Origin of the sequence: Brevibacillus fulvus (assembly GCF_016908525.1) — a bacterium.
GTDB classification, from domain to species: Bacteria; Bacillota; Bacilli; order Brevibacillales; family Brevibacillaceae; genus Brevibacillus_G; species Brevibacillus_G fulvus.
The window spans coordinates 19,304-46,206 of sequence record NZ_JAFBEB010000008.1 but is presented as its reverse complement, the minus strand read 5'-3'; the positions used below and the strand labels follow the sequence as shown (position 1 = coordinate 46,206).

The 26,903-nt window shown below is 49.2% G+C and carries 37 protein-coding genes; 36 read left to right on the top strand and 1 reads right to left on the bottom strand.

All coding sequences use genetic code 11. The features are described 5' to 3' along the window. The first annotated feature begins 159 nt into the window (after positions 1-159). Both JOD01_RS12345 and JOD01_RS12340 read left to right on the top strand, forming a co-directional pair. Complete coding sequence (locus JOD01_RS12345) at positions 160-1,455, top strand: site-specific DNA-methyltransferase (RefSeq protein WP_204518643.1); 1,296 nt, start codon at positions 160-162, stop codon at positions 1,453-1,455. A 136-nt stretch (positions 1,456-1,591) separates the two neighbouring features. Then, a complete protein-coding gene (locus JOD01_RS12340; RefSeq protein ID WP_204518642.1) occupies positions 1,592-1,825 on the top strand; it encodes a hypothetical protein in 234 nt (77 codons plus the stop codon). Here the strand turns inward: JOD01_RS12340 and JOD01_RS19875 are convergent. Continuing rightward, a complete protein-coding gene (locus JOD01_RS19875; RefSeq protein ID WP_275581953.1) occupies positions 1,822-1,944 on the bottom strand; it encodes a hypothetical protein in 123 nt (40 codons plus the stop codon). The genes JOD01_RS12340 and JOD01_RS19875 overlap by 4 nt on opposite strands. A 111-nt stretch (positions 1,945-2,055) precedes the next feature. Here JOD01_RS19875 and terS point away from each other — a divergent pair, with 111 nt between their 5' ends. From terS to JOD01_RS12170, 34 genes are all read left to right on the top strand, one after another. Continuing rightward, positions 2,056-2,838 (top strand): phage terminase small subunit, encoded by a 783-nt coding sequence (gene terS / locus JOD01_RS12335; protein WP_204518641.1) that lies wholly within the window; start codon positions 2,056-2,058, stop codon positions 2,836-2,838. Beyond that, positions 2,819-4,222 (top strand): terminase large subunit domain-containing protein, encoded by a 1,404-nt coding sequence (locus tag JOD01_RS12330; RefSeq protein WP_338028554.1) that lies wholly within the window; start codon positions 2,819-2,821, stop codon positions 4,220-4,222. Before terS ends, JOD01_RS12330 begins: the two co-directional genes overlap by 20 nt. A 15-nt stretch (positions 4,223-4,237) precedes the next feature. Next, the gene (locus JOD01_RS12325) at positions 4,238-5,794 is read left to right on the top strand and encodes a phage portal protein (protein ID WP_204518640.1); all 1,557 of its coding nucleotides are present in this window, start codon (positions 4,238-4,240) and stop codon (positions 5,792-5,794) included. Further along, a complete protein-coding gene (locus JOD01_RS12320) occupies positions 5,791-6,702 on the top strand; it encodes a minor capsid protein (protein ID WP_204518639.1) in 912 nt (303 codons plus the stop codon). Before JOD01_RS12325 ends, JOD01_RS12320 begins: the two co-directional genes overlap by 4 nt. 55 nt (positions 6,703-6,757) lie before the next feature. Next, positions 6,758-6,991: a ribosomal-processing cysteine protease Prp gene (locus JOD01_RS12315; protein WP_204518638.1), complete on the top strand. Its 234-nt coding sequence runs from the start codon at positions 6,758-6,760 to the stop codon at positions 6,989-6,991. Continuing rightward, positions 6,966-7,664, top strand: coding sequence for a hypothetical protein (locus JOD01_RS12310; RefSeq protein ID WP_204518637.1), 699 nt, complete (start codon positions 6,966-6,968; stop codon positions 7,662-7,664). Before JOD01_RS12315 ends, JOD01_RS12310 begins: the two co-directional genes overlap by 26 nt. 14 nt (positions 7,665-7,678) lie before the next feature. Then, the gene (locus JOD01_RS12305) at positions 7,679-8,665 is read left to right on the top strand and encodes a phage major capsid protein (RefSeq protein WP_204518636.1); all 987 of its coding nucleotides are present in this window, start codon (positions 7,679-7,681) and stop codon (positions 8,663-8,665) included. Between the two features lie 29 nt (positions 8,666-8,694). After that, entirely contained in the window at positions 8,695-8,868 is a 174-nt protein-coding gene (locus JOD01_RS12300; protein WP_204518635.1) for a hypothetical protein, read from the top strand. Beyond that, entirely contained in the window at positions 8,852-9,169 is a 318-nt protein-coding gene (locus tag JOD01_RS12295; RefSeq protein ID WP_204518634.1) for a head-tail connector protein, read from the top strand. Before JOD01_RS12300 ends, JOD01_RS12295 begins: the two co-directional genes overlap by 17 nt. A 224-nt stretch (positions 9,170-9,393) precedes the next feature. Continuing rightward, positions 9,394-9,543 carry a hypothetical protein gene (locus tag JOD01_RS19710; protein ID WP_239565425.1) on the top strand — a complete coding sequence of 50 codons (150 nt, stop codon included), beginning with the start codon at positions 9,394-9,396 and terminating at the stop codon, positions 9,541-9,543. Next, positions 9,543-10,088: an HK97 gp10 family phage protein gene (locus tag JOD01_RS12285; RefSeq protein ID WP_204518632.1), complete on the top strand. Its 546-nt coding sequence runs from the start codon at positions 9,543-9,545 to the stop codon at positions 10,086-10,088. Before JOD01_RS19710 ends, JOD01_RS12285 begins: the two co-directional genes overlap by 1 nt. After that, positions 10,081-10,548, top strand: a complete 468-nt coding sequence (locus tag JOD01_RS12280) for a hypothetical protein (protein WP_204518631.1) — start codon at positions 10,081-10,083, stop codon at positions 10,546-10,548. Before JOD01_RS12285 ends, JOD01_RS12280 begins: the two co-directional genes overlap by 8 nt. Beyond that, entirely contained in the window at positions 10,538-10,837 is a 300-nt protein-coding gene (locus JOD01_RS12275) for a YqzN/YkzM domain-containing protein (protein WP_204518756.1), read from the top strand. Before JOD01_RS12280 ends, JOD01_RS12275 begins: the two co-directional genes overlap by 11 nt. Next, positions 10,838-12,250 (top strand): phage tail sheath N-terminal beta-sandwich domain-containing protein, encoded by a 1,413-nt coding sequence (locus JOD01_RS12270; RefSeq protein WP_204518630.1) that lies wholly within the window; start codon positions 10,838-10,840, stop codon positions 12,248-12,250. An 11-nt stretch (positions 12,251-12,261) separates the two neighbouring features. Beyond that, positions 12,262-12,675 (top strand): phage tail tube protein, encoded by a 414-nt coding sequence (locus tag JOD01_RS12265; protein WP_005836779.1) that lies wholly within the window; start codon positions 12,262-12,264, stop codon positions 12,673-12,675. A gap of 27 nt (positions 12,676-12,702) precedes the next feature. Beyond that, complete coding sequence (locus JOD01_RS12260) at positions 12,703-13,134, top strand: phage tail assembly chaperone (RefSeq protein WP_204518629.1); 432 nt, start codon at positions 12,703-12,705, stop codon at positions 13,132-13,134. Positions 13,135-13,337: 203 nt separating this feature from the next. After that, complete coding sequence (locus JOD01_RS12255; protein WP_204518628.1) at positions 13,338-15,680, top strand: phage tail tape measure protein; 2,343 nt, start codon at positions 13,338-13,340, stop codon at positions 15,678-15,680. Positions 15,681-15,740: 60 nt separating this feature from the next. Continuing rightward, complete coding sequence (locus JOD01_RS12250) at positions 15,741-16,241, top strand: hypothetical protein (protein ID WP_204518627.1); 501 nt, start codon at positions 15,741-15,743, stop codon at positions 16,239-16,241. 65 nt (positions 16,242-16,306) lie between these two features. Then, a complete protein-coding gene (locus tag JOD01_RS12245) occupies positions 16,307-16,879 on the top strand; it encodes a cupin domain-containing protein (protein WP_204518626.1) in 573 nt (190 codons plus the stop codon). A gap of 10 nt (positions 16,880-16,889) precedes the next feature. Next, a complete protein-coding gene (locus JOD01_RS12240) occupies positions 16,890-17,879 on the top strand; it encodes an XkdQ/YqbQ family protein (RefSeq protein ID WP_204518625.1) in 990 nt (329 codons plus the stop codon). Continuing rightward, the gene (locus tag JOD01_RS12235; RefSeq protein WP_204518624.1) at positions 17,876-18,301 is read left to right on the top strand and encodes a DUF2577 family protein; all 426 of its coding nucleotides are present in this window, start codon (positions 17,876-17,878) and stop codon (positions 18,299-18,301) included. The genes JOD01_RS12240 and JOD01_RS12235 overlap by 4 nt, the downstream gene beginning before the upstream one ends. Next, entirely contained in the window at positions 18,298-18,738 is a 441-nt protein-coding gene (locus tag JOD01_RS12230) for a DUF2634 domain-containing protein (protein WP_204518623.1), read from the top strand. The genes JOD01_RS12235 and JOD01_RS12230 overlap by 4 nt, the downstream gene beginning before the upstream one ends. Next, positions 18,735-19,844, top strand: coding sequence for a baseplate J/gp47 family protein (locus tag JOD01_RS12225; protein WP_204518622.1), 1,110 nt, complete (start codon positions 18,735-18,737; stop codon positions 19,842-19,844). Before JOD01_RS12230 ends, JOD01_RS12225 begins: the two co-directional genes overlap by 4 nt. Beyond that, positions 19,841-20,488, top strand: a complete 648-nt coding sequence (locus JOD01_RS12220; protein WP_204518621.1) for a putative phage tail protein — start codon at positions 19,841-19,843, stop codon at positions 20,486-20,488. The genes JOD01_RS12225 and JOD01_RS12220 overlap by 4 nt, the downstream gene beginning before the upstream one ends. A gap of 12 nt (positions 20,489-20,500) precedes the next feature. After that, the gene (locus JOD01_RS12215) at positions 20,501-20,812 is read left to right on the top strand and encodes a hypothetical protein (RefSeq protein WP_204518620.1); all 312 of its coding nucleotides are present in this window, start codon (positions 20,501-20,503) and stop codon (positions 20,810-20,812) included. Then, positions 20,809-21,852, top strand: coding sequence for a hypothetical protein (locus JOD01_RS12210; protein WP_204518619.1), 1,044 nt, complete (start codon positions 20,809-20,811; stop codon positions 21,850-21,852). Before JOD01_RS12215 ends, JOD01_RS12210 begins: the two co-directional genes overlap by 4 nt. Then, positions 21,849-22,376 (top strand): hypothetical protein, encoded by a 528-nt coding sequence (locus JOD01_RS12205; protein ID WP_204518618.1) that lies wholly within the window; start codon positions 21,849-21,851, stop codon positions 22,374-22,376. Before JOD01_RS12210 ends, JOD01_RS12205 begins: the two co-directional genes overlap by 4 nt. Before the next feature lie 15 nt (positions 22,377-22,391). Continuing rightward, on the top strand, positions 22,392-22,931 hold the full coding sequence (locus tag JOD01_RS12200; RefSeq protein ID WP_204518617.1) for a hypothetical protein: 540 nt from the start codon (positions 22,392-22,394) through the stop codon (positions 22,929-22,931). An 11-nt stretch (positions 22,932-22,942) separates the two neighbouring features. After that, positions 22,943-23,557, top strand: a complete 615-nt coding sequence (locus tag JOD01_RS12195; protein WP_204518616.1) for a DUF4376 domain-containing protein — start codon at positions 22,943-22,945, stop codon at positions 23,555-23,557. 12 nt (positions 23,558-23,569) lie between these two features. Then, positions 23,570-24,049, top strand: coding sequence for a C40 family peptidase (locus JOD01_RS12190; protein ID WP_204518615.1), 480 nt, complete (start codon positions 23,570-23,572; stop codon positions 24,047-24,049). 93 nt (positions 24,050-24,142) lie between these two features. Further along, positions 24,143-24,607: a phage holin family protein gene (locus tag JOD01_RS12185; protein ID WP_204518614.1), complete on the top strand. Its 465-nt coding sequence runs from the start codon at positions 24,143-24,145 to the stop codon at positions 24,605-24,607. 1 nt (position 24,608) lies between these two features. After that, positions 24,609-25,469 carry an N-acetylmuramoyl-L-alanine amidase gene (locus tag JOD01_RS12180; protein ID WP_204518613.1) on the top strand — a complete coding sequence of 287 codons (861 nt, stop codon included), beginning with the start codon at positions 24,609-24,611 and terminating at the stop codon, positions 25,467-25,469. Continuing rightward, the gene (locus JOD01_RS12175; protein ID WP_239565423.1) at positions 25,466-25,792 is read left to right on the top strand and encodes a hypothetical protein; all 327 of its coding nucleotides are present in this window, start codon (positions 25,466-25,468) and stop codon (positions 25,790-25,792) included. The genes JOD01_RS12180 and JOD01_RS12175 overlap by 4 nt, the downstream gene beginning before the upstream one ends. 129 nt (positions 25,793-25,921) lie before the next feature. Beyond that, positions 25,922-26,887 carry a hypothetical protein gene (locus JOD01_RS12170; RefSeq protein ID WP_204518612.1) on the top strand — a complete coding sequence of 322 codons (966 nt, stop codon included), beginning with the start codon at positions 25,922-25,924 and terminating at the stop codon, positions 26,885-26,887. Positions 26,888-26,903: the final 16 nt, after the last annotated feature.

The following is a 26,903-nucleotide window of genomic DNA, read 5'->3' as shown; positions in this document are numbered from 1 at the left end:
TTGGCAGTGATACAAAACGTATACTTTTCCGCTCGAAAAGTAGTTACTTTGTAGCGCTCAAAAAAACGATGTCAGCCCTTGCCTCTCAAGGCATTCAGCCGTTTTCGGGCTGGCAATATTCTTTATTCTTACTACTATTGCCAGAAGGAGCAGAAAAGCATGGACATACGAAAAATACCTGTCTCTTTGATCAACCCAGCTCCGTACAATCCAAGAATTGATCTGCAGCCTGGTGATCCCGATTACGAAAAGCTGAAACGATCGATTGAAGAATTCGGTTACGTCGAGCCGCTTGTTTGGAATGAGCGAAGCGGAAATCTCGTTGGGGGGCATCAGCGGTATAAAATCCTCGTCAACGAGCAGGGGGCCGTCGAGGTAGAGGTTTCCGTTGTGGACCTGGACGATAGCAGAGAGAAGGCTCTCAATTTGGCCCTGAATAAAATCAGCGGGGGCTGGGACGAGGAGAAGCTGGCTCAGGTTCTCTCGGATCTGCAGCAGACAGACATTGATATCAGTTTGACCGGTTTCGGAGAAGAGGAGATCAACTCGCTGCTTGTACAGTACCAGGACATTGCAGTCGACGAGCCGGTGGTAGACGATAATTTCGACGTCGGAAAAGCGCTTGATGATATCAAAGAGCCGGAGACGATGTATGGAGACGTTTGGCAGCTGGGAAGGCATTTTCTGATGTGCGGCGACTCCACAAATCTGGATGACGTCCTGCAGTTGATGAATGGTAAGAAGGCTGCCCTGGTCGTAACGGACCCTCCATACAACGTCGCATTTGAAAGCGAGTCAGCTGAGCTTGCAGCAGATGGGCGGGAAAGCATCCTCAACGATGATATGCCAATGGAGCAGTTCGTTGAATTTCTGGACAAGGTTTTCCTAAACTATGCAACTGTCATGGACCCAAAGGCTGCGATCTATGTTTTCCATCCGTCACTGTATCAGCGTGAATTTGAAAATGCCATGAATAAAGCCGGCATCGTGGTCAGAACGCAATGTGTGTGGGTGAAAAATGCGGCAACCTTCGGGTTTGCTCAGTACAAATACAAGCATGAACCTGTGTTTTATGCTCATTTGAAGGGCAAGGCACCAGCTTGGTACGGTGATCGAAAGCAAACCACTGTTTGGCGGGCTGGATTACCTGATGAACAGCAGGAACCAGAGACAGTATGGGAGGTATCCCGCGGGGACGTCAGTAAGTATGTCCATCCAACACAAAAACCACTGGATCTTCTTGCAATCCCGATCGGTAACAGCAGCCAGAAAGGGGATATTGCAGCTGACTTCTTTGGTGGTAGCGGTGCAACACTGATGACCTGTGAACAGATGGGGCGTGAATGCAGAACGATGGAGCTTGATCCGAAATTCTGCGATGTCATTAAGCGACGTTTCTATGAGAGCACCGGTATAGAACCTGTGCTTGTCAGCAGAAAACACGACGCAGCATAAATGAAAAGGGAGGACGCTCCAACGCCCTCCCAGATCCACCGGGACACCCCCGGCAGAGATAGCGAAACCCTGCGGCCGCAGATTCCTGAACTCGCTATCTCGTTTTCCATTTTACAGGAAAGCTGAGGGTGTCTCAATGAAAAATACAAACGAATGTTCTCCTTCTGCTCCTGACGACCTTTTGCTGCAGCATGAAATTGAAGTGTTGGAAGGCATCTTGGAGTCAAAGGCGCAGTACAGGAAAGTCGTCAAAGCAGCAATCGGCAAATGGGTGAAAGACTTTCAATCCGGCCACATCGAAATCAAAACGGTGGATGATCTGAAAAAGCTGATCGAGCTGGACATCGAGTTGCAGAAAGATGAGCTTTAGTTGCCCTTTTGCCAGACATAAAACATTGCGCCCAATGCAATCAAAGTCTCCACTGGGTGATCATCGATATGGCTGCAAACCAAAACGATTCCGAGCAAGCTGATGATGAATCGAATCACAAGAACCACCTCCTTTCATAAAGAGGTGAATCCGGTAGAAACTTTTTCCGGCATGCTGGCGTTGAAAAACAACACAACACAAAACCGAGTCCGGAGGTGGGGTGAGATGTAATGCCGAGGGAGAGAAATCCCAATCGTGATAAAGCATACAAGATATGGCTTGAACACAATGGAGACATAACAAATCGCCAGATCGCGGAAATGCTTGGAGAGAATGAAAAGGTCATTGCTGTGTGGAAGCAGCGCGACAAATGGAATGTTGTACAACAATCGCCTGATGAAAGTTGTACAACAAAAAAACGGGGCGCGCCGAAAGGTAACAAGAACGCCGTAGGCAACGGCGGGGGCGCTCCCCCTGGGAACAGAAATGCTGTCGGGAACAGCGGCGGGGCACCGCCACGAAACACCAATGCTGTGAGGACAGGGGAACATCAATCAATCTGGATGGACGCTCTGACTCCTGAGCAGGCGGAAGTGCTTGATCGCATCGACCTTGATCCTGTCAGCCAAGCAGATGATGAAATTCGTTTGCTGGCTTGGCGCGAACGGGAAATGATGATGCGCATTCGCAAACTGACCGAAGGGTTAACCGAGAAGCAACGGCGTGTCCTGCAGGAGAGATTGACCATCAAAGAGCCGGTGCAAATTCATGATGAGAAATCCGGGGAAACGAAAACCTTCATCCGTTCCCGCGACGAGCTGGTCACAACGGAGATAGAGGAGACTGAGTACCGAGCAATTGAGGATATTCTCGCTTTGGAAGAAGCTCTGACCCGCGTCCAGGACAAAAAATTGAAGGCCATTCAATTGAAGGCGCAGCTGGTCAACAACGGCGGTGGTCCTGAGAAGGAAATCATCGTGCGGAGGTGGTCACGTGACAAGCCTAATGCTTGATCCTTTCACGGATTGGACTCCTCATGCAAAACAGATTGAGGTCATGGAGTGCGACGCTCGAAATGTGGTCATGAACTGCGGTCGTCGTGGTGGCAAAACCAACGTAGGGGCCCGAAAATTCTTTGATAACATCCTGGCCGACATTGAGGCAGGAAAGGGCCTGCCGTATAAGCCCCCGCGAAACTTGAAGGTCATGAAAAAGCCGAAGCCGCGGCTGGAATACTGGTGCGTATCGCCGACCTACTCCATGTCGGAAATTCAGCAGGAAGAGCTGGCAGCGGTAATCCCGGAAGAGATGATTGAGAACTGGGACGCGTCAAAAAACCGTATCTGGCTGAAAGGGTACATTCTCATTCAGTTCAAGTCCGCTGACAGGCCGAAAACGCTCGTTGGTAAAGGTTTGAGTGGGGTGTGGCTGGATGAGGCATCGAAAATGAAGGCCGATACATGGAGTGGTTATCTCTCCTATGCTCTCGCTGATAAAGGCGGCTGGAGCGTTTGGACGACCACGCCTGAAGGAATGAACTGGTTCTATCATGAAATCGTCTTGAACGGCCAACACACGCCAGCTGGAGGGCATTTGGAAGAATACCGAAACGATCCAGAGTGGCGAAACTTCTACTGGACCAGCAAGGATAATCCACTGCCTGAGCTGCAGAGGAATATACAGCGCATGATCGAGACCATGCCGAAGCGATATGTTGACCGGGAGATTTTTGCCCGGTTTGATGTGTTTTTTGGGCAGGTGTATGAAGAATTTGACCGCTCTGTTCACGTTGTCCCGCAATCCCTCTGCCGTCAGAAGTTTGAAAACGGCGACTTTGTTTTGGTTGAAGCCGGTAAAGACTGGGGCTTTACAAATCCCGGTGTGACATTGGTTGGTGCCATGACAGCCAATGGGGAACTGTGGATCGTCGATGCCATCTATAAGCGTCAGATGGAAATCCTCATTCCGGGTGATCCGAATTGCTGGGTGGCTCAGGATAAAGAGCTGATGAAAAAGTGGAAGATCAGACTGTTTTGGTGTGACGAGGAAGACCCGAGTAACATCAAGACCTATCAGACAAACGGCCTGCCGGCAAAAGCGGCCAAGAAGCATCTAAAGCCTAGTATTCGTGCCGTTGCATCGCTGTTCACAGTGAAATCGGACAACGGGCGGCCAAACATCTTTATCAGCGATCACCTGAAAGATGTGATTCAGGAGCTGACAAACTACCGGTATCCAGAAGGAGCTTCCGGAGAAAAAGCGGAGATTCCGCTCAAGGAAAATGATCACTCTATGGACGCGCTGCGGTACCTTGTTTGGAACAGCAAGACATTCCATCAGTTACTGATAGCCCGGTTCAAAGTGATTCCGTGGAAAGTTGCCGACGATGCGGCGTAAAGGGGGTGAAAAAGCATGCAAACAACGCTGCTTGAGCAGTTTTACGAGGAGAACAAAGCCAACAATACTTGGCGCTGGGTATCCGATCTGATTTCCAAACACAAGCAAAAAGACTACTCCCTGATGCGGAAGTACGTGGATGGTGATCATGACATCCTGAAGCAGCAAGAGGAAAAGGGCAAGCCAAATAACCGAATCGTGGTAAACTTCGCCCGCAAGATCATCGACTTTGGGACTGCCTACATCGCCAGCAACCCGATCCGTTATACGGCCAACGTCGAAGAAGATGGCATCGATGAGTATACGGAAAAGCTGCAGGCGGTTCTGGTGGACAACGATGAAGAAAGTTTGTCCTACGAATTGATAGAGGATGGCTCTATCGATGGAGAGGTCTTTGAATACTATTATTTTGACGAAGACGGCCAGATTTGCATGACCGAGTTCAAAGCGGATGAGTGCATTGCTGTATATGACACAACAGTGAAGGCCAAGCTGATCGCTGTCATCCGCTATTATTCTCTGACCGACATGCAGCGGAATGAAAAATCGCTGATCGTCGAGGTGTACGACGAAAACGAAATTACCTATCTTCGGCAGGAGGGCGCCGTGCTCGTACTGGATACGAGTAGAGAGGTCAATCCGGTCGCACATCAGGTGACTGTATTAACAAAGGACCAAGACGGCAAGCTCCAGCAGAAACCAGTTGTGCCCTGGACACATTACGTGAACCGCAGGCGTAAACATCAGCAATACCGAGACGATGGATTAATTGAAGGCATGGGTGATCTGGCTGATCTGAAAAACCTCATGGATGCGATTAATAAAGCGGTAACCGGAAAGGTGAACGTCCAGGAATACTTCAAAAATCCGAAGGTGCTGTTTGAAGACCTCGATTTGGACGAGTTACTGCTTTATGACGAAGAGGGGAATCTGATCACCGACACGGAGAGGAAAAAGCAGTATCTTGCGAAAATGTGGGCAACCTCTCAAATCCTCATCGGAGGTAAGGCGGTGCCAATCACGTGGGACCTTCAAGATACCCACGAGGAAAACACCATCAACCGGCTGATTGAATCCCTTCTCGATCAATCGGGAACGCCCCATCTGCGGCCTGATCAAGTGGGCTCCGCGCCTTCTGGCATTGCCTTGAAGATCATCTTCTACCATGCGGACATCAAAGCTGGCTTGAAAATGCGTCAGTACGGAAAAGGGTTTAGAAACCGTATCCGTATCCTGACGGGCATGCTGAATGCCAAGTACAAAAAGCAATGGGACTATCAAGACATCGATATCCGGTTCAGCAAAAACCTGCCTGTCAATCTGGTAGAGATGGTAGATATCGTGACCAAGCTTGTCGGTCAGGTGTCGCATGAAGAGCGCTTGGCCCTCCTGCCATTCATTGATGATCCGAAAGCTTCGCGTGACAAAGTTCTGGCCGAACAGGAAGAAGAGTCCAAGCGTCGTATGGCGTTGCTTGATCCTATGGCTGTAGATGAAGGGGATAACCCTGACGGTGATGAGGGAAATGAGAATGATGATGGCGGGAATGACCCGCCGGGTGATGCTGCATGAGCAGAGAGGAACGCTACCAAGAGGAGCTAGAAGCGCGGATCGCAAAGCATGGCATGCGGCTCAAAAAGCTGTTTGGGAAAGCGAACACCAGTATCGTCAAAGAGATTACAGACTTGTATGCCCGCTATAACGAAAGCGGACAGGATCTCGTCTCGTTGATTTACAATGCCTCGCGGCTGGATCAAATTATGGACAGCATCCGCACCATTCTGTACAGCCTCCGCGACGAAGAGGAGCAGCAGCTTCGCATCGTGTGGGGGGAAGAATACAAGCGAAGCGTATACCACCACCTGTATTTTCTTGAACAAGATTTTGAAATCGGTGTGGCACTTCCGCAAGTGAACTTCCCAATGATCCTTGCGGCCATCGAAAAGCCGTGGGAGGGAAGGCACTTCTCGAAGCGGATTCGGTTGCGCACTGATTTGTTGGCGGCATCGATGGAAGATGTCATCACGCAAGCTGCGGTTCAGGGATGGGGTGTTACCAGGGCAGCCAAAGAAATCACGCTACGGACTTCAGAGAGTTGGTCAAACGCGCTCCGGCTGGCACGTACCGAGTTGAATAGAGCGGCAGCACAGGGGCAGTCCACCGCCTATCAAGCGAATTCAGACATCATTGGCGAGAAAGAATTTTGTGCCACGCTGGATAAGCGGACTTCCTCCCAATGTCGAAAGGCTGACGGGAAAAGGTATCCGCTTGATTATGACACGCCAGAGAATCCCGGGCGTGAGGGCGAGCGCATCCCAAATCATCCAAACTGCCGGTCGTACTGGAGACCCGTTATCAAGTCGGCTGTGCTTGACAGGCTGCAGCGTGAGCGATCTTATCGTATCGGCAAGGAAGAGCGCGGCTATACGTCAGCTCGCAACTATGAAGAATGGGCAAAAGCAAAAGGCATAGCAACGTAATCTCACCTTTTTATCAAGGTGTTTTTTTATTGCCTGGAAGGGAGGGGGCATCGATGTGATCAAGATCAAAGCGTACCTGGATAATGGCGAAATGAAGATTCATGCGGTGGGGCATGCGGGTTATGCAGAGCATGGGAAAGACATTGTTTGTGCCGCAATCTCCACCATTATGCAGACAGCTCTACTTGGTATCCAAGCTGTTGCACAGCAATACCCCGAATACGTTTCTATGGAAATTCAATCTGAGGAAGGAGAAAGTCAAAATGAAAAAGTGGCAATGGAGCTTTAAAGTGCAACGATTCAACGAAGGAGGTGGTGCTGCCGGCGGCGGTGACGGCGGGAATGGAGGTGGTCAGGGTGGACAGGCCGGGAACAATGGCGGTGGTGGTACCGGAGCAGCAGCTGCTGCCAATGGAGGAGGCGGTCAAGCAGCTGCAGGAGGCGATAAGGGAGGGGAAGGGAGTAAACCTGCGGTAGCCTTTTCCTCAAAAGAGGAATATGACTCCGCGCTGCAAGGAGCAGTCAGCGATTTCCTTAAAGGCTTGGGCATTGAGAAAGCTGACGATCTGAAGGGGATTGTCGATGCCCATAAACAGCAGCAGGAAGCGCAAAAAACGGCGGAGCAAAAGCTGGCAGAGCGGGAAACCGATCTGAAGACTGCTAATGGGACCATTCAATCCCTCCGCATTGAAAATGCCTTTATCGTGGAAGCCATTAAACAAGGGGTTGATCCTGACAAACTGGCTGATGCGATTCGGTTGGCTGAGCTGACCAAAGTCGAAGTCACCGACAGCGGGAAGATCAAGAACATCGACAAGCACGTGTCCGAGTTGATCACATCGAAACCTTGGCTCAAATCAGATGGTACTCCGCGTGGCACCACGCCACAGTCCAAACCGCCAACGCAACAAAAATCAACCATTCCAAACATTACTGACCTGCGAAAAATGCAGCGTATCTAAGGAGGAACTTATCCATGATGAAAAAACAAATAAGCGTATTGCCGGTAATGGCTATGGCCGCAACCTTTTCGTTTGACATTCAAAAATTTGCAGAAGGTGCTACCCTCAGCACGGAACTGACTGGCTTGATTCCAGATGAAACCGCAACGGACATCGTCAAGGACGTGGTTCGCGGCTCAGCGATCATGAAGCTTGCCGATTTGGAACCGATGACCACGGCCACAAAGAAGATTCCCGTCCTGCTTGATGGTCCGGGCGCCTACTGGGTCGGTGAGGGAGAGCGAATCAAAACATCAAAGGCAACCTGGGCACAGGTAACGCTGCAGGCGAAAAAATTGGGTGTCATCATTCCGATGTCGAAGGAAGCACTCAACCGCCCGCGTATTGACGTTTTCGAGGAATTGAAGCCTTACATCGCGGAAGCATTCTACACCAAGTTGGATGCAGCTGCCTTCATCGGTACGGAGTCGCCGTTTGCAACCAACATACTGACCGCTGCGGTAAACTCCGGCAACACCTTTACCCGCGGATCGGTCGCAGGGCAAAATCTCGCGGATGACGTGAACAGCGTTATGGCGTTGATTGAAGCTGATGATCAAGAACCACGCGCATTCGCTGCCCACTTTGGCTTGAAGTCCTCTCTGCGCGGTCTGAAAAACAGCCAGGGTGATCCGCTCTATCTGACTTCCGTTCGTGAAGGGGTTGCGGAAGACTCCCTGTACGCTCTCCCGATCGAATACTGCCGCAATGGAGCATGGGACAAAACAAAAGCGGATCTCATTGCTGGCGACTACAAAAAGTCTAAGGTCGGCATTCTGCAACAAATCGAATACGAAATCCTGAAAGAGGCTACCTTGCAAAGCGTTAATGCAGCAGATGGTAAGCCTCTTTCTCTTGCTGAACAGGACATGGTTGCGCTGAAAGCTACGTTCCAAGTGGCATTCCTGGTAGTCAAAGAAGCCGCGTTTGGCGTGCTGCGTCCTGCAGGCTTCGTAGGTTAATCAATTCAGTGAGAAAGGAGTTCCCCACAATGAAAAAGCCAAATGACATCCTTGTGATCAGCAAGGGTAAAGAAAAACTGAAAGTCAGTCGCAAAGCTTATGAGGTCATCTACTCCCAGCATGAATACAAGGTTGTGGAAGACCCATCCGGGGATGACGAAGGCGGCAGTCAGGCTGTGACGACCGATGACAATCCTCAGTAACGAGCAGCTGCTGGCTCATTTTCCTGAACTGGCTTCTTTGTCGCCTGACAAGCTGAGCTCAGTCGTTCTGAATGCAAACATCTATGTGCTGGGTCAGGTGAATCTTCCTGACCCGGTGCCTGAAGAATTGCGATTGGCTACGGCCATGGTTGCGAAGGATATGGCGCAGGAAAAGCGTGTAACCAGCGTGAAGCAAGGGGACTATCAGGAGTCAATATCCTACTCGTCAAACGATCCGAAGGTGCAGGATATTCTCTTGAAATACAGTAAGAAACGGGGGCAGAAGCTGTGGATGATTTGACCAATTACAAACGGCTTCTGTGCCACTCATTTACCCTTCTGGATGTCGGAGGGGAGACTGACCCCTTCACAGGAGGTAAAGACAGCTCAGAATGGCGCACAGTAGCCCAGAACGTGCCTTGCAGGGTATCTGGTTCCCCCGGTCGTATTCAGCAGCTTACAGGGCGGCAGGCAACGTCTCAGGACTTCCTTCTGCATACCCTTCATGGCGGGATGAAAGCTGGCATGCGAATTCAACTTGAACAGCCTGAGTTTTCCGGGCTTGTCTATCAAGTTGGATTGCCTTATCCCGTTTACGGAGACGCTGGCCTGCATCACTACGAGGTTGTGATCAGCCTGATCGATGCAGCAACGGGAGAGGAGCCTGAAATCTAATGGCTACCGTCAACAAAAAGGACTTGGAGCGACAGTATCGCCGCCTGAAAAAGCAAAGCAAACGGGAAGTCGAAGCCGCAATGGATCGGGTAGCCAGAAAGGCAGGGTTTCAAATTCTGAGAGGCGCGCAGGATCGTGCTCCGGTTCGAGACGGCGTCCTTCAGGAATCGCTCATGATCGGGAATCCAGATAACATCTTCGACCTGATTCTTCGGGGGACGAAAGCGGAAATCACTGTCGGGACACATCTTGAATACGCCCGATATGTGGAGGAAGGATTCACACAGCGGAAGGGGCAATTCGTGCCTGGGCATTGGGATGATGAAAAATTCATCTATGACCCGAAAGCCTATGTGCAGTTTCTTTATGATCAGGCGGCAGGCAAGAACCCGAACATCTGGGATTACGGCATGATCTTAACAGGCAAACGCATTCCCGGCGTTCACTATTTGGCTCGTTCGGAAGCCGAGGTTGAATCCATCATGGATGAACTGGTGCAAGAAGAGCTTGACGAGTTGGCAAGGAGGTTGTTCCCCGATGGCTGATGATGTACTTTCCATTCGGCGCTGGCTGTATTCCTTGACCAACATCGGTGCAGAGGAACTGCCGAAGCCCAAGGACTTTACACGGCCAACATGGTTTGTGGAAGAACCAATGCGAGTTCCGGATCCAAGAAGGCCCGATGCATACCGTGAAAGAGTCACGCTGAATGCGGTATTTCTGGCAAAGGATGTCGGCCAACGGAAGGATATTGTGCAACGAGTGAGGCAAGACCTTGCTGATCGACGTTGGATTCTTCCGCTTTACGATACGAATCGCCAGCAGGTTGGATACATCAGGGAGTGCCGGCTGACTTTTAGTAAACCGGATGGCCTCGATCAATCGATGGAGCTGAAATATCTGGTTTATATCCCGTACACGCCGATCGAATACGACCCGCTAGAAGTGATTCATAACCGATATGATCCTACCTTGAAGAAAGGAGGGAAACCAAGTGGTACGTAAAAAAACGGAAACGGACATCGAAGAAACTACAAAAGTTAATGCAGAACAACCGACTGCAGAAGCATCGACGGATGAAGCTGCTGCTCAATTAGCGCAAGAAGAAAGAAATGACAGCGACAGTGTCGGCACAGTGAAGTACGCAAAACACCAAATCATGCAGGTAGCGGAGCAGAAGTTCGGCTTGAACCGGACGGAAGCAATCACTGCCTTTTTTGATGCCCCTGACGAAATGACCGTCGAGGAGGCGGAAGAGTTCGTTACGAAGTTCAAGGAAAGGACGGTGGAATAGATGTCTGGTAAATACCAACCGGGGGAAGAGAAGGTGCTTTCCGGCGCCTACTCTTTCCTCAAATCGTTTATTGAAGAGCAGACCACAGCAGGGCTGCGTGGAAAATTCGCGCTGCCGATCGTTGCCGATTGGGGCCCGATCGGAGAGTTTATCACGGTCCGCAATAAAACGGCCGCAGAGAAGAAATTCGGCCAGGTCGATGACTTTGACTTGGTATGGGCGGCAGACCCACAGCCGACTGAGGTGCTGCTTTATCGTGTGGCAGGAGAAAGCGCGAAGGTTGCGAGTGCTACATTGAAAAGCGGTGCGACTGACGTACTGAAAATCGAGGCGAAGTATAAAGGCGTGCTTGGTAACAGTCTGAAAGTCGTTGTTCAACCGAACCTTTTGGACAACACCAAGCGTGATTTGCTGGTTTATAAAGATGCGGAACTGGTTGACAGTCAGACAGGCGGTACAGTGGATGAGTTGGTCGCTGCGTATGCTTTCAGCGATTACATCGTTCTGACTAAACTGGCAGATCAGCTGCCCGATTCCACCGCGGGGACGAATTTAACCGGCGGAGACAGCGGGAAGAGTGTAGAAGCCACCAAATATACCGCCTATCAAAACGCTCTGGCTACCCAAAAAGGGAAGTTTGGCGTCTTCACATTGGGGATTTCTGATGCGGCATTGAACGCATCCGCTCAGGATTGGGCGGATCAGCAAAACGTCCTCGGGAATTACATCAAGTTTATTTTCGGTGGGGACTCCACGCGTGATCAGGATAAAGCGGCGATCAAAAAGTCGTCCACTGATGCAAACAACATGGTTGTGGTGAACGTCGGTAGCGGCTTCAAGTGGAAGGGCAAAACCTATTCAAGCGCCAAAACAGCGGTGTTTATTGGCTCGCTGATGGCTGCCATGCCTCTGAACTATACAATGGCCCTCTACGTGACCAAGTTCGAAGCACTCACCAAAGAGTGGGACGAAACCGATCTGATCGAACTGGTACAATCCGGCACGCTGATGCTCAACATGGACAATGGCAAGGTAATCATTCAGGAACCGGTAAATACGCTCACAACTCCGGGACCCGATCAATCCAAGGACTTCGGGAAAATCCGTGTGGTAGATACCTTCCATTCGATCATGTATGCGGAAGAAGAGGCGGGCAAGGAGTGGGTACGCCAGCAACCGAACAGCAACAGTCCGGCGCGCCGCGCCGCGTTCTGCCAGATGATCAAGCGGGAAGTATTCCGTCCACTTGCAGCGCTGGAGGTTATTGCTGCTGACTATGAATACATCGAAGACCCTGAATACCACGGACCAGATCCGATTTACACGCCAGCAAGAAACGCAGGGCACTTCATCGCTGGCTTCCGTCATCAGGATGCACTCGAGAAGATTTACACCTACAACAAAGCGAAATGAGGTGACTGATAATGTCAAAGGACGCTCAAACCTACTCCGGTACGCACGGGCATTTCTACGACCAGAACGGTAACGAATTGACCGAGTGCATTGGTTTTGAATTGACCGAGGAGTTTGACAAGGCCGAAAGCAAGCGAGCCGGTAAGCTTCGAAAGGGGCACCGTGTCGTTTCGTCATCCGTGAGCATGACGGCCACATTTGAACGGACATCGAATGTCCAGAAACTCATCATGGAGCTCGCCAAAAACCCTGAGGGGAAAGTGAACTTCATTGGCGAGCTTGATGACCCGATCGCCGGTAAATACCGCGTTGCGGTTATCGGATTCTCCCCCGACTCGTTGTCTATTGCCAAGTGGAGTCACGGCGAGCTGGACGAAGATACATCGCTTGAAGGAACTGTGGACGATTACGATCCGATCGATTAATTCCAATAAGACAAGGAGGCGTTTTACATGAGTGAATTTCTCACGATGGAAGAATTTCTGGGGATGAACACCCAGGTCGATGCAAAAGGGGAATGGGAGTGGAAACGGAAAGGCGTGAAGCTCCCTATCCGTGCTGTACCTGGTGACGTGTATTACAAAGCCCGTAAAGCAGCGCTTAAGGTATCCGTCACAGGTAAAAAGAGCAAGGCAGAGCGGAAAGTTGAATTCGATGATCTGCGCTTCAAGGCTGAGATCATCATCGCCGGCATCGATACCGATCGCACAAACTTCCGGATTGACTCGCAGCAGGCGCTGGCGAAGTATGGAAAGCTGGCTGCCTATGAAGTTGTTCCCTGCATCTTCCCATCGCCGAAAGAGCTGGATGACCTGTATGATGCGATCGCTGAAATAAGTGATTTTGCAGACGATGAGGAGGCAGAGGAAGAGGTAAAAAACTAATCAAGGAGAGCCCGGAACTGGCTCTCTATTCTTATATCTGGCAAGAAAAAAACCGCCTGCCTTCGGAAATCCTAACTCTCCCTGAGCGGGAAAAGCAATTCGTCCTGGTTTCTACCGTTATGGAGATGGAGCGCAAATCCGAGCAGGCAAAGAAAATGGAGCGAATGAAAAGCCGCAGGCGAAGAGGAAGGGGGAGATAGGTAATGGCTTTAACGACAACGCTTGCGTTTCAAGAGAAGATGTCCAAGCAGCTCTCCTCCCTTCTGAAGCACCTTGGTGATGTTCTGGACATTTTCGATGATGTTGAAGATGCCGCAACCGAAATGGAAAATGCGTTGGATAGCATAGACCACGCTGGAATAACCCAACTGGATAATGCTATGGATGACGCCCATCGCCAAGCTACAAAGCTGGCCCGCGAAATTGCCGATGTGGATCACGAAGCGGATTCGGTCGATGATAAACATATCACACGATTGGAAAGAGCACTTCGGGCTGCTTCCAAGGCCGGGGATGAGGCGGCAGAATCACTCGAGTATGTTGATAAAGCAGCCGGGCATATGGAAGAAATTGCGGGTGTTGCTGCTGCAGGTGGTGCGGTGGTTACCGCTGGTTTGTCTGCCGCGGCAGTATCAGCATACAACATGGACCATTCCCTTGACTTGCTGCAAGCTCGTGTGGGTGCAACAGATTCGGAAATGGTGTCAATGTCAGACTCAGTAAAAAAATTATTCACGTCCGGTCTGGTCGAAGCTCCCCAGGAAGCTGCGGAGTCATTCGGGAGATTCAGACATCTCCTTGAGGGTACTGATGAAGAGATTCGGAAAGTCGCTGAGGGTGCCATTGCTCTGGAGAAGGTTTCTCTTGGCGATCTCGATCAGGACAGTATTGCTAAGGCCCTGGACATGATGCAAGGACAGTGGGGAACAGAGCCAGTCAAAGGACTTGATATGATTTCCGCTGCGTATCAACGAGTCGGAGATAAAGCGGATGATTTGCTTGATACCATTTGGGAATACTCTCCGCAATTCAAAGAGGCCGGAATCAGCGCTGAAAAAATGATGGGTATGTTCGTGGCGGGAGCAGAGTCCGGTGCTTTCAACTTTGACAAGTTAGGGGATGCTTTCAAGGAATCGTTTGGCATCCGCTTGAATAAGGCCCTGGACGAAAACGCATTGGGAGCGCTTGAGGGAATATTCGGTAAGGATAAACTGTTCAAGATACTCGATCAAATCAAGGCCGGGGGCAAAGAGGCAGAACAGGCGATCATGGCAATTACAACGGGTATTGCATCAATCAAAGATGCTAGCGTGCAGGACGATGTTATGTCCAAAGTTTTCGGCACCCAGTTCGAGGATGCTGGACGAGCTGCAGTAAAGGCCATGATGAACGCAAAACCTCTTGAAGAATTCGGGGGAAAGGCCGGAGAAATAGCTGACCAAGTAGCAAGTGATTGGCAGGCGATGTCCAATGAGATGCAACTCGCCTTTGAACCAGTTGGTGACGCGGTGCTGGATGTAGTTAAACCAATCGTTGGTTTCATCGCAGATATTACAAAAGGAATTGGTGAGTTTGCTAAAGATCATCCTCTGATTACTAAAATTGCAGTTGCCTTCTTAATGGTCGTAGCTGCACTCTTATTGCTGGTCGCTCCACTTGTGTTTCTTGCTGGGATTTGGATGCCGGTAACAACAGGATTTGCAGCCATGTCCGCTGCTATGGGTGGGTTCGGAATAGCTTCACTTTCAGCTCTATGGCCGATCCTCTTGGTGATAGCCGCCGTAATCGCACTTATTGCTGCTGGCTGGTGGCTATACGAGAATTGGGATATGGTGAGTGCCTATCTGGTAGCCGCGTGGGAATGGGTAAAGAACGCAGGAATAGCAGTGTGGGAAGGAATCTCTGCCTATCTCAATACCGTTATTGCTTTTTGGAAGGGCATCTTCACAGCCTTCACTCAGTTCATCACTGGTGACTGGTCAGGTGCATGGGAGACCATCAAGAATACCTTCTTGAACGCATTCACGACTATCGATGGTTGGTTTGGCGGGTGGATCAGCGGGTTATTTGAGAGCGGACAGAAAATTATCACCACGATTGTCGATGGTATATTGTCTGTGAAGGATAAGGTTGCTGACGCACTTTCGAGCGTTTTTGAATGGGCGGATCAATTCTTGCCCCACTCAGACGCAGATTTGGGGCCGTTCTCCCGACTCACAGACAGCGGTATGGCTATTCCTGAGACAATGGCGATCGGTGTTGAGGCTTCGGGTGATTCTCTTGCGACGGCTATGGAAGATTCATTTAGCAAGGTGCCAAGCTATACACCTTCCCTCGCCAATACAGGGGTTGCTCAGGCAGCAGTTGGGGAACAAACTGCTGGATCAACATACGTTGATTTCCGACCAACTATCCAACTGACACTCCAGAGCAATAGCGTAAACAGCAAAGAGGATCTGGACAGTCTATCCGAAAAGATTGCTGATACTCTTGCCGACAAATTACAACATGTTTTGGCAGGAAAAGGAACGCTTGTCCTTGAGTGAAGAGGTATTCTTTGTAAAAATAGAGAATATCCCCTACAAACTACAAAGGAGGCTTCTTGGATGTGGAAGGCATTGGGCATTTTGGGTATATTGGCTTTCCTGGTTTTTATAATCATTGGAATCATTAGTGCAATTAGAAAAAATGGAAAAGCCAAACGAAACTTTCTGATTGCACTGGTTTCAATGGTATTAGCGTTTATCGGTGTTATTTCAGATGCAAATTCCGCCAAAGAAACGGTACAGCAAAAGGAAAATCTTTATGAAGTGAAAGACGTTCCCAAGTATTCAATTGCTGATCAGGAAAGCAACAAAACTCACAAGAATATTAGAGTTACAACAAGTGCATCATCGGAAGAGGATTTGAGAAAAATTGTTTTAGACATCCGAAATAAATATCAAACCGATGAGGCGGTATGGTTGTATATTCATGAGCCAGACAACAACCCGAACGGATTTGGGTACGGCATCTTAAAAGCTGCAGCGAGATTTGGCAACTCAAAAATTGGGATGGCCGCTGTCGGAACCAAAAGTATTGAAGAATATATTTTTGAAATGAAATAAAACAAGTGTAATAGAGGCGCCCTTTCAAATAGATCGGGCGTCTCTTTCTATTGGGGGTAGGTGAGATGAAATCCAAACATCTTGAGTTCTGGTTGACCTGGAACAATAACGCAGAGAGGCTCCGCTTGCCCGTCCTGCCGCCAAAGATATCCGTGAAGATTGGTCACTCCTATACCGACATTGAGCTGGTCGCGGTAGGGGAAGCGACTATCATCGGCGACCCGCAGCTGGACGAGTATTCTTTCTCTACCATCTGGCCGGAAACATATGACCCTGGGATTTGTGACTATGAGGGATTCCCTTCCCCAGAGGAGTTTGTCGAGACGATCAAACGATGGAAGAACTCAGGCTATCCGATCCGCTTTACAGTCACCGGCAGCTCCATTAACACTCCGGCCACCATACGAGACTTTTCTCACGAGTGGGATGGGTTTGACATAGAATTCAGTCTGACATTGAAGGAATACCGCTTTATTACGTTGGAAAGCACCAACGTGAATATTTCCTTCCAGACAGTGAATGGCGGGAAAATACGCCCCGATACTCGCTCAGCGAAGGTATCTTCCACAAAGGATAAAGAGAAAGAGAGCTTGGTTGACCAATACCTTTCCCGCGGGAAACCAAAGCTGAAGAAGTGAGGTGTCCGCCATGCAGCCCAATTATCGATACGAGATTCGCATTCAAAAGCCCGGTAAAACGGCTCAACGAATTCCTTTCACGGAAGCCACATGGTCGGGCAGTCGGCAAGAAGCAAAGCGGACATTGGCGGTGAAAACAAATAGGGGACGGGATAAGTTTTGGCCGAAGATTGATGTTGAAGAAGGCGACTTGATGGAGATGATCTCCTATTTTACTGGTGCGCCTCGCTCTCTATTTGCCGGCATGATTGTTGATCTCGGGAAAACATCAAAGGGAGATATCAATCCCGTCGCGTATGATCTCGGCTTTTACCTTCTTAATAACGACGTGGTGGAGGTCACAACAGGGGAGAGATCCGATGCGCTGCTGACAAGGATGTTCCAGCAAGTGGGCATCCCAATCGGACAAATCGGCCCGATGCCATACGTTGAGAAACAGGTTATCCGGAAAAGCCTTTGGGATGCGGTGGTGGACATCTTAAATCAGGTGTATCGCAGCAGCGGCATTCGATACTGGTGTTGGCTTGAGCAAGGGAAAGTGTTCGTGGGAACCCAAAGGGGCCAAACAAAGCAGTGGAAGATCAGTCAGGGCACCAGCCTACTCGATGCGAGCCGCAAACGCTCGATCAGCGAAATGAGGACGGCGGTCAGGGTGATTGGTAGCGACAACGAAAGCAGCGCGATTCTGCACGAGCAGTTGGATCAGACCAACGCCAAACGATACGGCAAAATGGTCAAAGTAATCGAGGTCCAAGATGAGAAAAAGGGGACAGCATCGTCTCTTGCAAAGCAGGAACTGAGCAACCTGAACAAGGTAAAAGACGAAGCCTCCGTCAGCTCACTGGGTATCGATGATATCATTTCCGGTACAAAGATCGAGGTATTTGAGGAAATCACGGAGCTGAACGGGATTTATACAGTTTGGGGAGATAGTCATACGATTCGTCCTGGCTATCATGAAATGAAGTTACAGTTGCAGATGGAGGTGAGCGGTGCGTGAACGGGTTTCAAAAACTTGCCCATGTGCTTGGAGGGCCGAATAAGTCAGATGCAAATTCAGTCCCGAAAGAAATGCGCCTTGAATTGGCTACCGTGCAGACCCCGCCCCCCAACCTATCAATCCTTATCGATGGCATAAACAAACCATTCGGTAAGGATTTTCTTATGATCGCGGAGCACCTTACAAGGCATTCGCGGATCGTCACCATCGCTCATGAAGAGCAGAAAGAGCGTAATCTGGGGGACAAGACAGAAAAGGACCTTCTGGATACGGATGACGATTCGCCATCACCTGAGCTCACAAAATTCTCCTACAACTTTGTGGAGTTGAAGTATGAGGATGTCCTCAAAAAAGGGGACAGGGTCCTTGTTGCTTCAGTCGGTTCGCGTTATTACATCATCGATAGGGTGGTGCGGCCATGAGCATTTTCCCTGAAATTATTGATCAGGTTGAACAATCACAAGCAACAGAAGAGCAGCAGCAACCCTCTCTACGAACTTACGCATTTGACATTGAGCAGGGAGAATTTCTCTTACACCCGAACGGGATACCGATCATTATCGATGGAGTAGAGGCTCTCCAGCAAAATGCACAGAAGGCGTTGAGCACGGATCGCTACACCTACCCTATTTATACTTCTGCTTACGGCCATGAATTAAAGGAGCTGATCAGGGGCGAAGGTACTCGGGAATGGAAACAGGCAGAAGCAAAGCGCCTTGTTCGGGAAGCAGTGGAGTTTCTGTATGGTATCGATCGATGTGAGGGCTTCTCATTTGCATGGATTGGAGCCGGCCTCAAAATAAGCTATTTGCTTGTCACAGATCAGGGGGCGATCCCGCAGGAGGTGATAGTTGAATGATGACGATTCCAACCGAAGACGAAATTTTTAACAGGCTAGTGGCAAAGTACCTGTCTATCACTGGGCCAATGAATGTGGAGGAAGGAAGCATCCCGTATGACTTCCTCAAAGTAGACGCCATGGAACACGCCGAAGGTTATCGATATATTTTGGCGCTTTATTACGCCCTGTGGGTGGAATATGCAGAGGGTGAGAACCTTGACCTTGCTGTAAGCACGCAGGGGATTACACGGAAGATGGCAACAAAGGCCAGGCTCCCCACACCACAATTAAAATTGACGGGCATTCCCGGAGATAAGATTTCTTCCGGGTCTCGTTTCATGACAGAGGGGGCTGCTCCTCTATTTTTTGTTGTCCCAGAGGATATAAATCTGGATGGTTCGGGTGTAGGAATGGGGTTGCTGCAGGCAGAGGAAACAGGCCAGAAAGGTAATCTGAAGGCTGGAATGAAGCTATTGCCTGTTCAAAACATTAACGGATTACAAACGATTGAGCTTCTCGCAGATTTGGAAGGTGGTGCGGATGACGAGTCCGATCCGGACCTTAGGAGCCGATACTGGCAAAAAGTGCGGCGCCGAGCGACATCTGGGAATGCGGCTCACTACATTGAATGGGCTTTGGAGGTCCCGGGGGTTGCCGGCGCTAGGGTTTTTGAAAACCTTGATGGACCAAACACCGTTCGCGTGGTGCTGCTCGGTCAGAATGGTACCTCGCCGGACGCAACGATTGTGGAAGCAGCCCGGGCACATATCCAAGCGAATCGTCCGCTTGGTCCTGGTGATGATGGAATATTTGTCGTTGCTGCAACGCCAAAAATATTCAATTTCTACGCCAAGGCCAAGTTGGCAAAGAATTTCGATCTTGCCACCGTGACAACGGCTTATGAGGCAACACTGGCCGAATACCTGTTGGACCTTCTGGAATCGACAGATGCCGAGGAAACAATTCGTCCGGTCGTTTGGACAAAAGCAGGCGCTCTCCTCTTGGGAATTAAGGGTGTCGATGACTACGGCGGGTTGACCATCAATGGAGTGGCAGGAAACAGCACTTTCGGACCCGATGAGGTGCCTGTTCTTGGTTCCGTGACGCTTGAGGTGATGGCATGAGTCAGCGGCTTATTTTCCTCATACCGCCTTATTACAGGAAGTCGAAAATAACCAATGGCATTTTGGGGGCAATCGAGAGTGAATCGGATCGCCGTGTTGACTTTGCGCTGGACGTCATCAAGCAAGGAAATCCCATTCTTGCAACGTGGGGGCTGACGGAATGGGAGAGGCAGTTAAAACTCCCGCCGGTGCCAGAGGGAACTGCCATTGAGACCAGGCGGGCAAGGGTTTTGTCTCGGCTGAATATACCTCCCCTTATCACCCCAAAGGAAATGGAGAAGATAGCTGGGGAATTCACGAAATCAAAGCAGGCAAATGTTGTGGAGTATGGACGTGAGAAGCGTTTCGAGGTGGTCGTTGATATCGACGATCTTCTCGATTATGAACGACTTGCTGAGTCTGTTTTCGAAATGCGGCCAAAACATTTGAGTTTCTCAGTTTTGGCTAAGACAAAGCCGGAAGCGATCACGGTGTCAGTTTCATCTCGTTCCTTCGAGGTTGAGTATCCGATTTGTGGGTTGTTTTATGCCGAGGATGACCTGGAAGGACGCATTTATAAAGAGAGCGTAATGGTGGGAGAAGCAGCCCGGACCAATTCCGTGGACCACCCTCTGACCAATACGTTCTACTCTGTTCCTGAATAGGGGGTGAGAGCATTGGCTATTGTTCAAAATAGGCTGTTGGAGCTTCTACGAGACGACCTTAGCAATCATGTTGCGAATGCGCTGATCAATGTCGATGGTCAACTGAAGCCTTATCCAATCTTTAAGACAAGCATCAGCGGCATGAAGGTCACCAAGTATATCTATCTGGACGACGTGCAATCCCAGGGACAGATTCAGGCTGCATCATTGGTTGACAGCGGCGGCAATGCATTGGCAGTAAAGCCATTAAGCATAACAAAGGGCGATAGCGGCCTGCTGATCGCCTTTGAATTTGAGGTGAAAGTGGAGGTGGGCACATCTTGAGCTACCAAAAAAACACGTGGGTTGATCACATTGTAGATCCTGGTACCGGAGAAATCGTTCAACAAGGGACCAAGTTTACAGCCACCCGGGCAAATAATATTGAAACTGGAATTGAAAAAGCCCATCAGTTGGTTGAAGGGTTGGCTCAAAATATTCTGGGCAGCTCCGTCATCTCGGGGCTAGCGTTCACAGCGAATGGGCTGACGGCCAACTATTCTGCCGGTTCCGCGTATGTGAACGGAGTGAAATTTGATGTAGCTGCTGGAAGCATCCAGTTGAATGCGACTCAAGGACAGTTCATCTACCTGGACTCAGACGGAATGGTCAAAAACACCACTGCTCAGGCAACCGCGGATGCCAAATGTAAACTTTGGTACTTCGCTACTGATGCAACTTCAGTCATTACTTCAACCGATAACCGTAACATCGTATCCAAAGATACTTTTGTTAAGCAAACGGATGTTGCCACCAGTGGAGTGAATAAGATTCCTCGTCTTGACGCTCAGGGGAAGGGAGCTTTTAGTATCACCGGTGATGCTGCGACAGTCGGCGGGAAGTCGTTAAGCGCAAACAGCACAGCCGATACAGTTGCTCTCCGTGATGCAAGCGGTGATCTCTCAGCTCGTCAATTGAAGTCTAGTGTGGCGACAGGAACGGCTCCTTTATCCGTGTCGAGCACAACTACAGTCACAAACCTTAGTGCTGATATGGTCGACGGCTACCATGTTGGTACAGCTGCGAATAACATCCCAAAGAGGGATGCAGTCGGTCGACTCATTGCTGATCAACTGACCAACTACAAGAAAACGAAAAGTGGCAAGGATGCAAACGGAATTTTCACCGTAGTCGAATATCGAAGAATTGCTGACAACACTCTTTACATGAAATCGACCTTTTCGAATCCGGATGCCAAAGGTAACTACCAGACCGACACTAGGGTGTATTACAAAACGGATGGTGTCACAGTGGATTACACTGTCACCGTCACCATCACCTACGATGCTGACGGTGACGTGATAAGTGAGGTGCCAAGCGCATGATGAGCGAAATTCTTCGGGATCACGGCTTGGGGAAAGGACTTAATGGTGCGGACAAAAAAGCGTTGATCGATGCAGTGAATGCAGCTGATACGAATCAAAGTACAGTAAAAACGAACATCATCAACGCGCTATTAGCAAAAGACGCCAATCTCCCACTCTCAAACGCGTCCACCTTTGCCGATATTATCGCAGCGATCCCATCAATATACATCGGAAAAAAGTGGGCAATGGGTACTTTTTCTTTGCCAGGAACATCATCTAGCTATACTGTCACAGGATTAGGTTTTGTTCCTTCCATGATTTTGCTCCATTATGCTACTACCTCTGATGACCCAACGGCCACTATAGATGTCGCCCTTCAGGCGAAAACGTACGGCGGGTCAACAACGACATGGAAGCAATCAGTAGCAGGGATGTCTACAAAAACCCTGCCTGCAGCAAAACCTACTGGTAACAGCTTTGTGGTTACACAGGCATTCTCATCTTCATATACCATGTACGCTCGATGGTATGCATTTGAGTAGAAAGGAGGGGCAGACATGGCTCAATTACCAAGCACAGCAACAATAAAAGACATTATTGCAGCGCTTCAAACTATGGAAGCAGTCAACCAAAAAGCTGATCTTGCAGCAGTGGTTGGAAGTCCGGCAGTAAGTACGGATGACGTTGCAACGATTATTACGAAATTGCAGAACGCTAAAAATACTCTTGCAACAAATATCAATACACAAGGTCTGAACACAGCAAACGGTAGCGAGAGCCTTTCTTCATTGGCTGGTAAAGTCGCTGCAATTCCTGTAAAGAGATCGGCAAACGGAAACCTCATGAGGCAGGCAAACTCTACTGTCGTAACTGGCCTCGGGTTTAAACCAAGGGTGGTTATAGCCAGTACGGTCAGTTCTAACGGAAACAGGTATTCTGTGCGCGCACTATTCCAAGATGCCACCGAATCAACATTCGCAAATGCCATCGGCGGCCCGTTTGAGGTTACGTTACTTGACACAAACGGATTTACTCTTAAAACAGATGCTTCAAGCATTAGCTTCCCCAACCCAATTTATTGGTTTGCTTACGAATAGGAGGAGATAACATGATCACAATCGGACGAAAGATATATTTCGACAAGCTCACAGGGAACGTACTTATTGATACAGGCGAACGAGCAGGTTTTGTCGTAGAAACCACACAGGAACAGGATTTCAAAACATACACGGCGTTAGATGAACGCAATCCTGATACAGTAGGATGCTTGCAGCTTGAATATGGACAAGACTCGGACAAGTTTGCTCAATATCGGTATCGAGTCGATCCAGACAACCAAACCATCATCTGGGACCTGACACCTCCAACCGCACCTCTGGAACAGGTAAAGACAGCGAAAATTGACTTCCTGAATAACGAATGCTTCAAAGCGATCTATGCAGGGTTTATCTCTGCATCCACCGGTCACACTTTCCGGTTCAACGAGGAGGACCAAGCAAACTTTAATCAGCAAAGCACCCTGTTCCTTTTGAAGCCAGATCTCGCTGAAACGCAATGGAAAACGGAGGATGCAGGGATCGTTACCCTGACCCGCGATCAATTCATCGAAGTGGTATTTGAAGCTGGTCAGCACAAACAGCAACAGATCGGCAAGTATTGGACGCTGAAGGCGCAGGTTGAAGCTGCAACAACCAAAGAAGAAGTGGACTCCATCAACTGGTAGGAGGCGAGGCGTGTGGGACTTAGACGCTTCGACCTCCTTTTTTACAAGGGGGATTCATGGATAGGAAAGATCATCAGGGGGGTCACGGACTCCCCTTATTCTCATGTTGCTATCGTCCTGGACGAGCTCCACCTCGCGGAAACCGATTGGCGGTATCCCTTTCAGATCCGTCATTTGGAATACCGGCCAGATGAATACGATGTTTTCCGTCTCAAGGAGACCTTATCTGATTTACAAAAACATCGGATGCAGCAATTTATCAACGAGCATTTGCGCACACCATACGACCTGAGGCAATCGCTCAGCAATGGCTTGTTTATTCTTTCGCAAGGCAGAATCCATGTCATGGATGCAGCAAACAAGATGAACTGCTGCGAGTCGGCTTACAAGATGTATCAGACCGCGTGGATCGAGTTGCTTCCGGATAGACCAAAAGATTTCCTGCCGCCTGGTCTGCTGGCTTCATCAGAGAAGCTTTCCAAGATTGCATAGGGGGCGCGCCCCTCTTCATCATGACTGAAAGCCCGCCCCGAACCGATCGGAGCTTATTTTTTGCCCCGAGGGGGTGAGGAGGAAGATGAGTATATGAAATTTATCCAGAGCCTAGAGAATGTAGTGACCCCAGCGAACGGTATAGCGGCAGCTATGGGGGCGGTGCTGGCACCTATTTTTCAATATTTTTACGGCACTGGCCGAACAGATATCATGGTTGTGCTTCTGCTATGTATCGCATTGGATTGGATCACAGGTATCCAAGCGGCAAAGAAAAAGGACAAAACCTATTCATCCGAATATGGGCTGAGTCGAATTCCTCGGACATTGTTTCTCTTGGTCCTTCCAGCGGTCGCCAATTTGCTTGATCGGGTGATGGCGACTCCTGGGTTCCTCTTTTACGGTGTCACGTTCGGGCTAATTTATCATACATGGAACAGCCTGACGGCAAATGCTCATCGAGCAGGATGGCCGGTGCCAAAGGCTATTGTCAATATGGTGGCTACCGAGATCAAGGCCAAGTCTGATCGTGCAATTAAGCAGAAGGAAGGGAAGTAACATGCAAATTACGGATATGCTTTTGACCAATAGAAATGCGCGCCCCGGGACCAGAATCACTCCCCGGGGCCTTGTTATTCACTGGACGGCCAATGAAGGAAAAGGAGCCAACGCCGTGGCCAACCGCAACTACTTCAATAAACCTACTACCGAAGCTAGCGCCCACTATATTGTTGATGACAAGCAAATTGTACGCTGCCTTCCGGAAACTGAGATGGGCTACCACGTAGGTGCCAAGTCGTACAAGCCTGAAGCACTCAAACTGCTCAGTTCCTACCCGAACAACTGCACGATCGGGATCGAGATGTGCGTCAACTCGGACGGAGATTTTAAATCGATGTATCAGCGAACGGTTGAGCTGGCAGCTGATATCCTGAAGCGGTATGGCTGGGGAGTGGATCGACTGTGGAGGCATTTTGACATCACAGGAAAAAACTGCCCAGCCTATTTCGTTTCTGATGAATTCGCCCGCCGATTTACCTGTCTGACAGCGGCGCAGGCTTGGGGAAAGTTCAAAGCGGATGTGCAGAATTTACTCACACCAAATCCACAACCAACCCCAAAACCTGTGGATAAGGTTTCCATTGAGATCAACGGCGTCCACTTAAAAGCTGATGGCTACCTGAAGGACGGGGTTTCCATGCTCCCGGTCAGAGCGGTGTCAGAGGCGCTGGGGGTGGAGCCGGTATACGATGCCGCCACCAAACAGGTGACGGTCAACTGTCACGATTTGACGGAGTCGATAGAATCTGGCGTCTCCTATGCCCCGGCTCGTGAACTTGCTGAGGCTCTCGGTCTGCAGGTGGAATGGGACGGGACGACCAAAACCGTGAAATTATCGAAAGGATGTGTCTGCAATTGATACTTGATCATGTCATTCCATTCGTGCAGGAGTGGGGCGCGCTGATCGCTTTACTCCTATTTATTTTGCTCTTTATGGCAGCCGATCTTTTCCCGCGCATCTTCGGTTTTATTGCTCAAATCGAGAGCCACTATCCCGGATTCGAGTTGTACGTGCTGACAAAGGAACAAGAACTCATCGATCGGTACGAGTATCTGCCTGCTCGAATCCACTATGGATTCAAAGTTTTTGGTGGGAAGATAGCGTGGGCGTGGCTGGTGACATGGCTGTATCGTTATCTACGCAGTAGAATTAAGAAGGTGCATGGTAACACGGAAGAATAACAATACTCTCTCTGATGGATGGTTTCCATCAGGGAGTTTTTTTATTTTATTCACATTTTTTCGATTGTCAAAAAAATACATCAGTGGTAAATTTGTTTCTAGGTCTTTTGTACGGGGGTTGATTAGCGGATGGCTTTGAAGGATATCCTTATAATGGAAGTGCCATCAGGTGCACTCAAACAAATAATTTCTGAACGAGAACTGGATGCTAGAAAAAATTCAATAGATGAAATGGCCGAAGAAATATCCGACAAGGTTCCTGACGTAGGACAGGCTTTGGCTGATCAGTTCCAATTCGCTGGAGCTACTGCAGTAAATATTCACGTTATGATGAGCGGTATCCCAGCTGAATGGCATAACAAGGATTTCTTCAGGGATCACCTAATTCAAAAATATGGTAGCACCATTTTTACTCGAGGAATTCGGCCACAGCTAAACGAGAAACCACAGCTTATCAGGGCTTACGAACTCGGTAACAAAATGGTTCTTGCCTTCTCGTTGTTGGGGAGTCCTCGAAGATTTCTTGAGGACTTTGAAATTGTAGTCCGTTCGCCACAGATTTTGGAGTACGTAGTTATTCATTTCTCACCATTTGCTTTTGAAATCCGAGCGAGCCAATCACAAAATGAAGTGTTTAAACAAGCAGTTCTTCAGGTAATGGATATTCAAGGCGAGGTTATTTGGGACAAGATTACAAAGTTAAACGATCTTCAAGCGAACGAATTGGCCCGAAGATTAGGAGCAAAACTTCGTGCTGCTAAGCATAAAATGACTGAAGGGGTATATGCTACCAAAGAGGTAACTGCAAACACCCAAGTTGAAGATTTAGAACAAACTGAGGAGTATAAGAAGGAATTTACTGGTACTCCGATGAAAAAGAAAACATTAGTTTTTCGATTTAAGTATTCCTTTGGTTTTGAAGAGGACATTTCATACGTGATAACCGATGAAGGCCTCTGGTTCCGAACCAAAGTCGGGGAAGAAGTAATCGAGCATGTTCTACATGAAATACTCCTTATCAAATTTCCACAGACAGACGTGGAAAGTGATCAGGGGCTTGACGAAGAAGAACTTGTAGTTGAAACTAGTGAATAATGAATTCTGAAGTGAG

What these genes read in the sequence shown, in the direction of transcription:
- JOD01_RS12280 (WP_204518631.1), top strand. Translation starts at nt 10,081, where the DNA reads ATGGCTGATGATGTACTTTCCATTCGGCGCTGGCTGTATTCCTTGACC.
- JOD01_RS19710 (WP_239565425.1), top strand. Translation starts at nt 9,394, where the DNA reads ATGCGAATTCAACTTGAACAGCCTGAGTTTTCCGGGCTTGTCTATCAA.
- JOD01_RS12240 (WP_204518625.1), top strand. Translation starts at nt 16,890, where the DNA reads ATGCAGCCCAATTATCGATACGAGATTCGCATTCAAAAGCCCGGTAAA.
- JOD01_RS12295 (WP_204518634.1), top strand. Translation starts at nt 8,852, where the DNA reads ATGACAATCCTCAGTAACGAGCAGCTGCTGGCTCATTTTCCTGAACTG.
- JOD01_RS12320 (WP_204518639.1), top strand. Translation starts at nt 5,791, where the DNA reads ATGAGCAGAGAGGAACGCTACCAAGAGGAGCTAGAAGCGCGGATCGCA.
- JOD01_RS12260 (WP_204518629.1), top strand. Translation starts at nt 12,703, where the DNA reads ATGAGTGAATTTCTCACGATGGAAGAATTTCTGGGGATGAACACCCAG.
- JOD01_RS12205 (WP_204518618.1), top strand. Translation starts at nt 21,849, where the DNA reads ATGATGAGCGAAATTCTTCGGGATCACGGCTTGGGGAAAGGACTTAAT.
- JOD01_RS12300 (WP_204518635.1), top strand. Translation starts at nt 8,695, where the DNA reads ATGAAAAAGCCAAATGACATCCTTGTGATCAGCAAGGGTAAAGAAAAA.
- JOD01_RS12285 (WP_204518632.1), top strand. Translation starts at nt 9,543, where the DNA reads ATGGCTACCGTCAACAAAAAGGACTTGGAGCGACAGTATCGCCGCCTG.
- terS (WP_204518641.1), top strand. Translation starts at nt 2,056, where the DNA reads ATGCCGAGGGAGAGAAATCCCAATCGTGATAAAGCATACAAGATATGG.
- JOD01_RS12345 (WP_204518643.1), top strand. Translation starts at nt 160, where the DNA reads ATGGACATACGAAAAATACCTGTCTCTTTGATCAACCCAGCTCCGTAC.
- JOD01_RS12250 (WP_204518627.1), top strand. Translation starts at nt 15,741, where the DNA reads ATGTGGAAGGCATTGGGCATTTTGGGTATATTGGCTTTCCTGGTTTTT.
- JOD01_RS12340 (WP_204518642.1), top strand. Translation starts at nt 1,592, where the DNA reads ATGAAAAATACAAACGAATGTTCTCCTTCTGCTCCTGACGACCTTTTG.
- JOD01_RS12185 (WP_204518614.1), top strand. Translation starts at nt 24,143, where the DNA reads ATGAAATTTATCCAGAGCCTAGAGAATGTAGTGACCCCAGCGAACGGT.
- JOD01_RS12200 (WP_204518617.1), top strand. Translation starts at nt 22,392, where the DNA reads ATGGCTCAATTACCAAGCACAGCAACAATAAAAGACATTATTGCAGCG.
- JOD01_RS12220 (WP_204518621.1), top strand. Translation starts at nt 19,841, where the DNA reads ATGAGTCAGCGGCTTATTTTCCTCATACCGCCTTATTACAGGAAGTCG.
- JOD01_RS12230 (WP_204518623.1), top strand. Translation starts at nt 18,298, where the DNA reads ATGAGCATTTTCCCTGAAATTATTGATCAGGTTGAACAATCACAAGCA.
- JOD01_RS12270 (WP_204518630.1), top strand. Translation starts at nt 10,838, where the DNA reads ATGTCTGGTAAATACCAACCGGGGGAAGAGAAGGTGCTTTCCGGCGCC.
- JOD01_RS12180 (WP_204518613.1), top strand. Translation starts at nt 24,609, where the DNA reads ATGCAAATTACGGATATGCTTTTGACCAATAGAAATGCGCGCCCCGGG.
- JOD01_RS12170 (WP_204518612.1), top strand. Translation starts at nt 25,922, where the DNA reads ATGGCTTTGAAGGATATCCTTATAATGGAAGTGCCATCAGGTGCACTC.
- JOD01_RS12265 (WP_005836779.1), top strand. Translation starts at nt 12,262, where the DNA reads ATGTCAAAGGACGCTCAAACCTACTCCGGTACGCACGGGCATTTCTAC.
- JOD01_RS12325 (WP_204518640.1), top strand. Translation starts at nt 4,238, where the DNA reads ATGCAAACAACGCTGCTTGAGCAGTTTTACGAGGAGAACAAAGCCAAC.
- JOD01_RS12195 (WP_204518616.1), top strand. Translation starts at nt 22,943, where the DNA reads ATGATCACAATCGGACGAAAGATATATTTCGACAAGCTCACAGGGAAC.
- JOD01_RS12305 (WP_204518636.1), top strand. Translation starts at nt 7,679, where the DNA reads ATGATGAAAAAACAAATAAGCGTATTGCCGGTAATGGCTATGGCCGCA.
- JOD01_RS12245 (WP_204518626.1), top strand. Translation starts at nt 16,307, where the DNA reads ATGAAATCCAAACATCTTGAGTTCTGGTTGACCTGGAACAATAACGCA.
- JOD01_RS12255 (WP_204518628.1), top strand. Translation starts at nt 13,338, where the DNA reads ATGGCTTTAACGACAACGCTTGCGTTTCAAGAGAAGATGTCCAAGCAG.
- JOD01_RS12310 (WP_204518637.1), top strand. Translation starts at nt 6,966, where the DNA reads ATGAAAAAGTGGCAATGGAGCTTTAAAGTGCAACGATTCAACGAAGGA.
- JOD01_RS12225 (WP_204518622.1), top strand. Translation starts at nt 18,735, where the DNA reads ATGATGACGATTCCAACCGAAGACGAAATTTTTAACAGGCTAGTGGCA.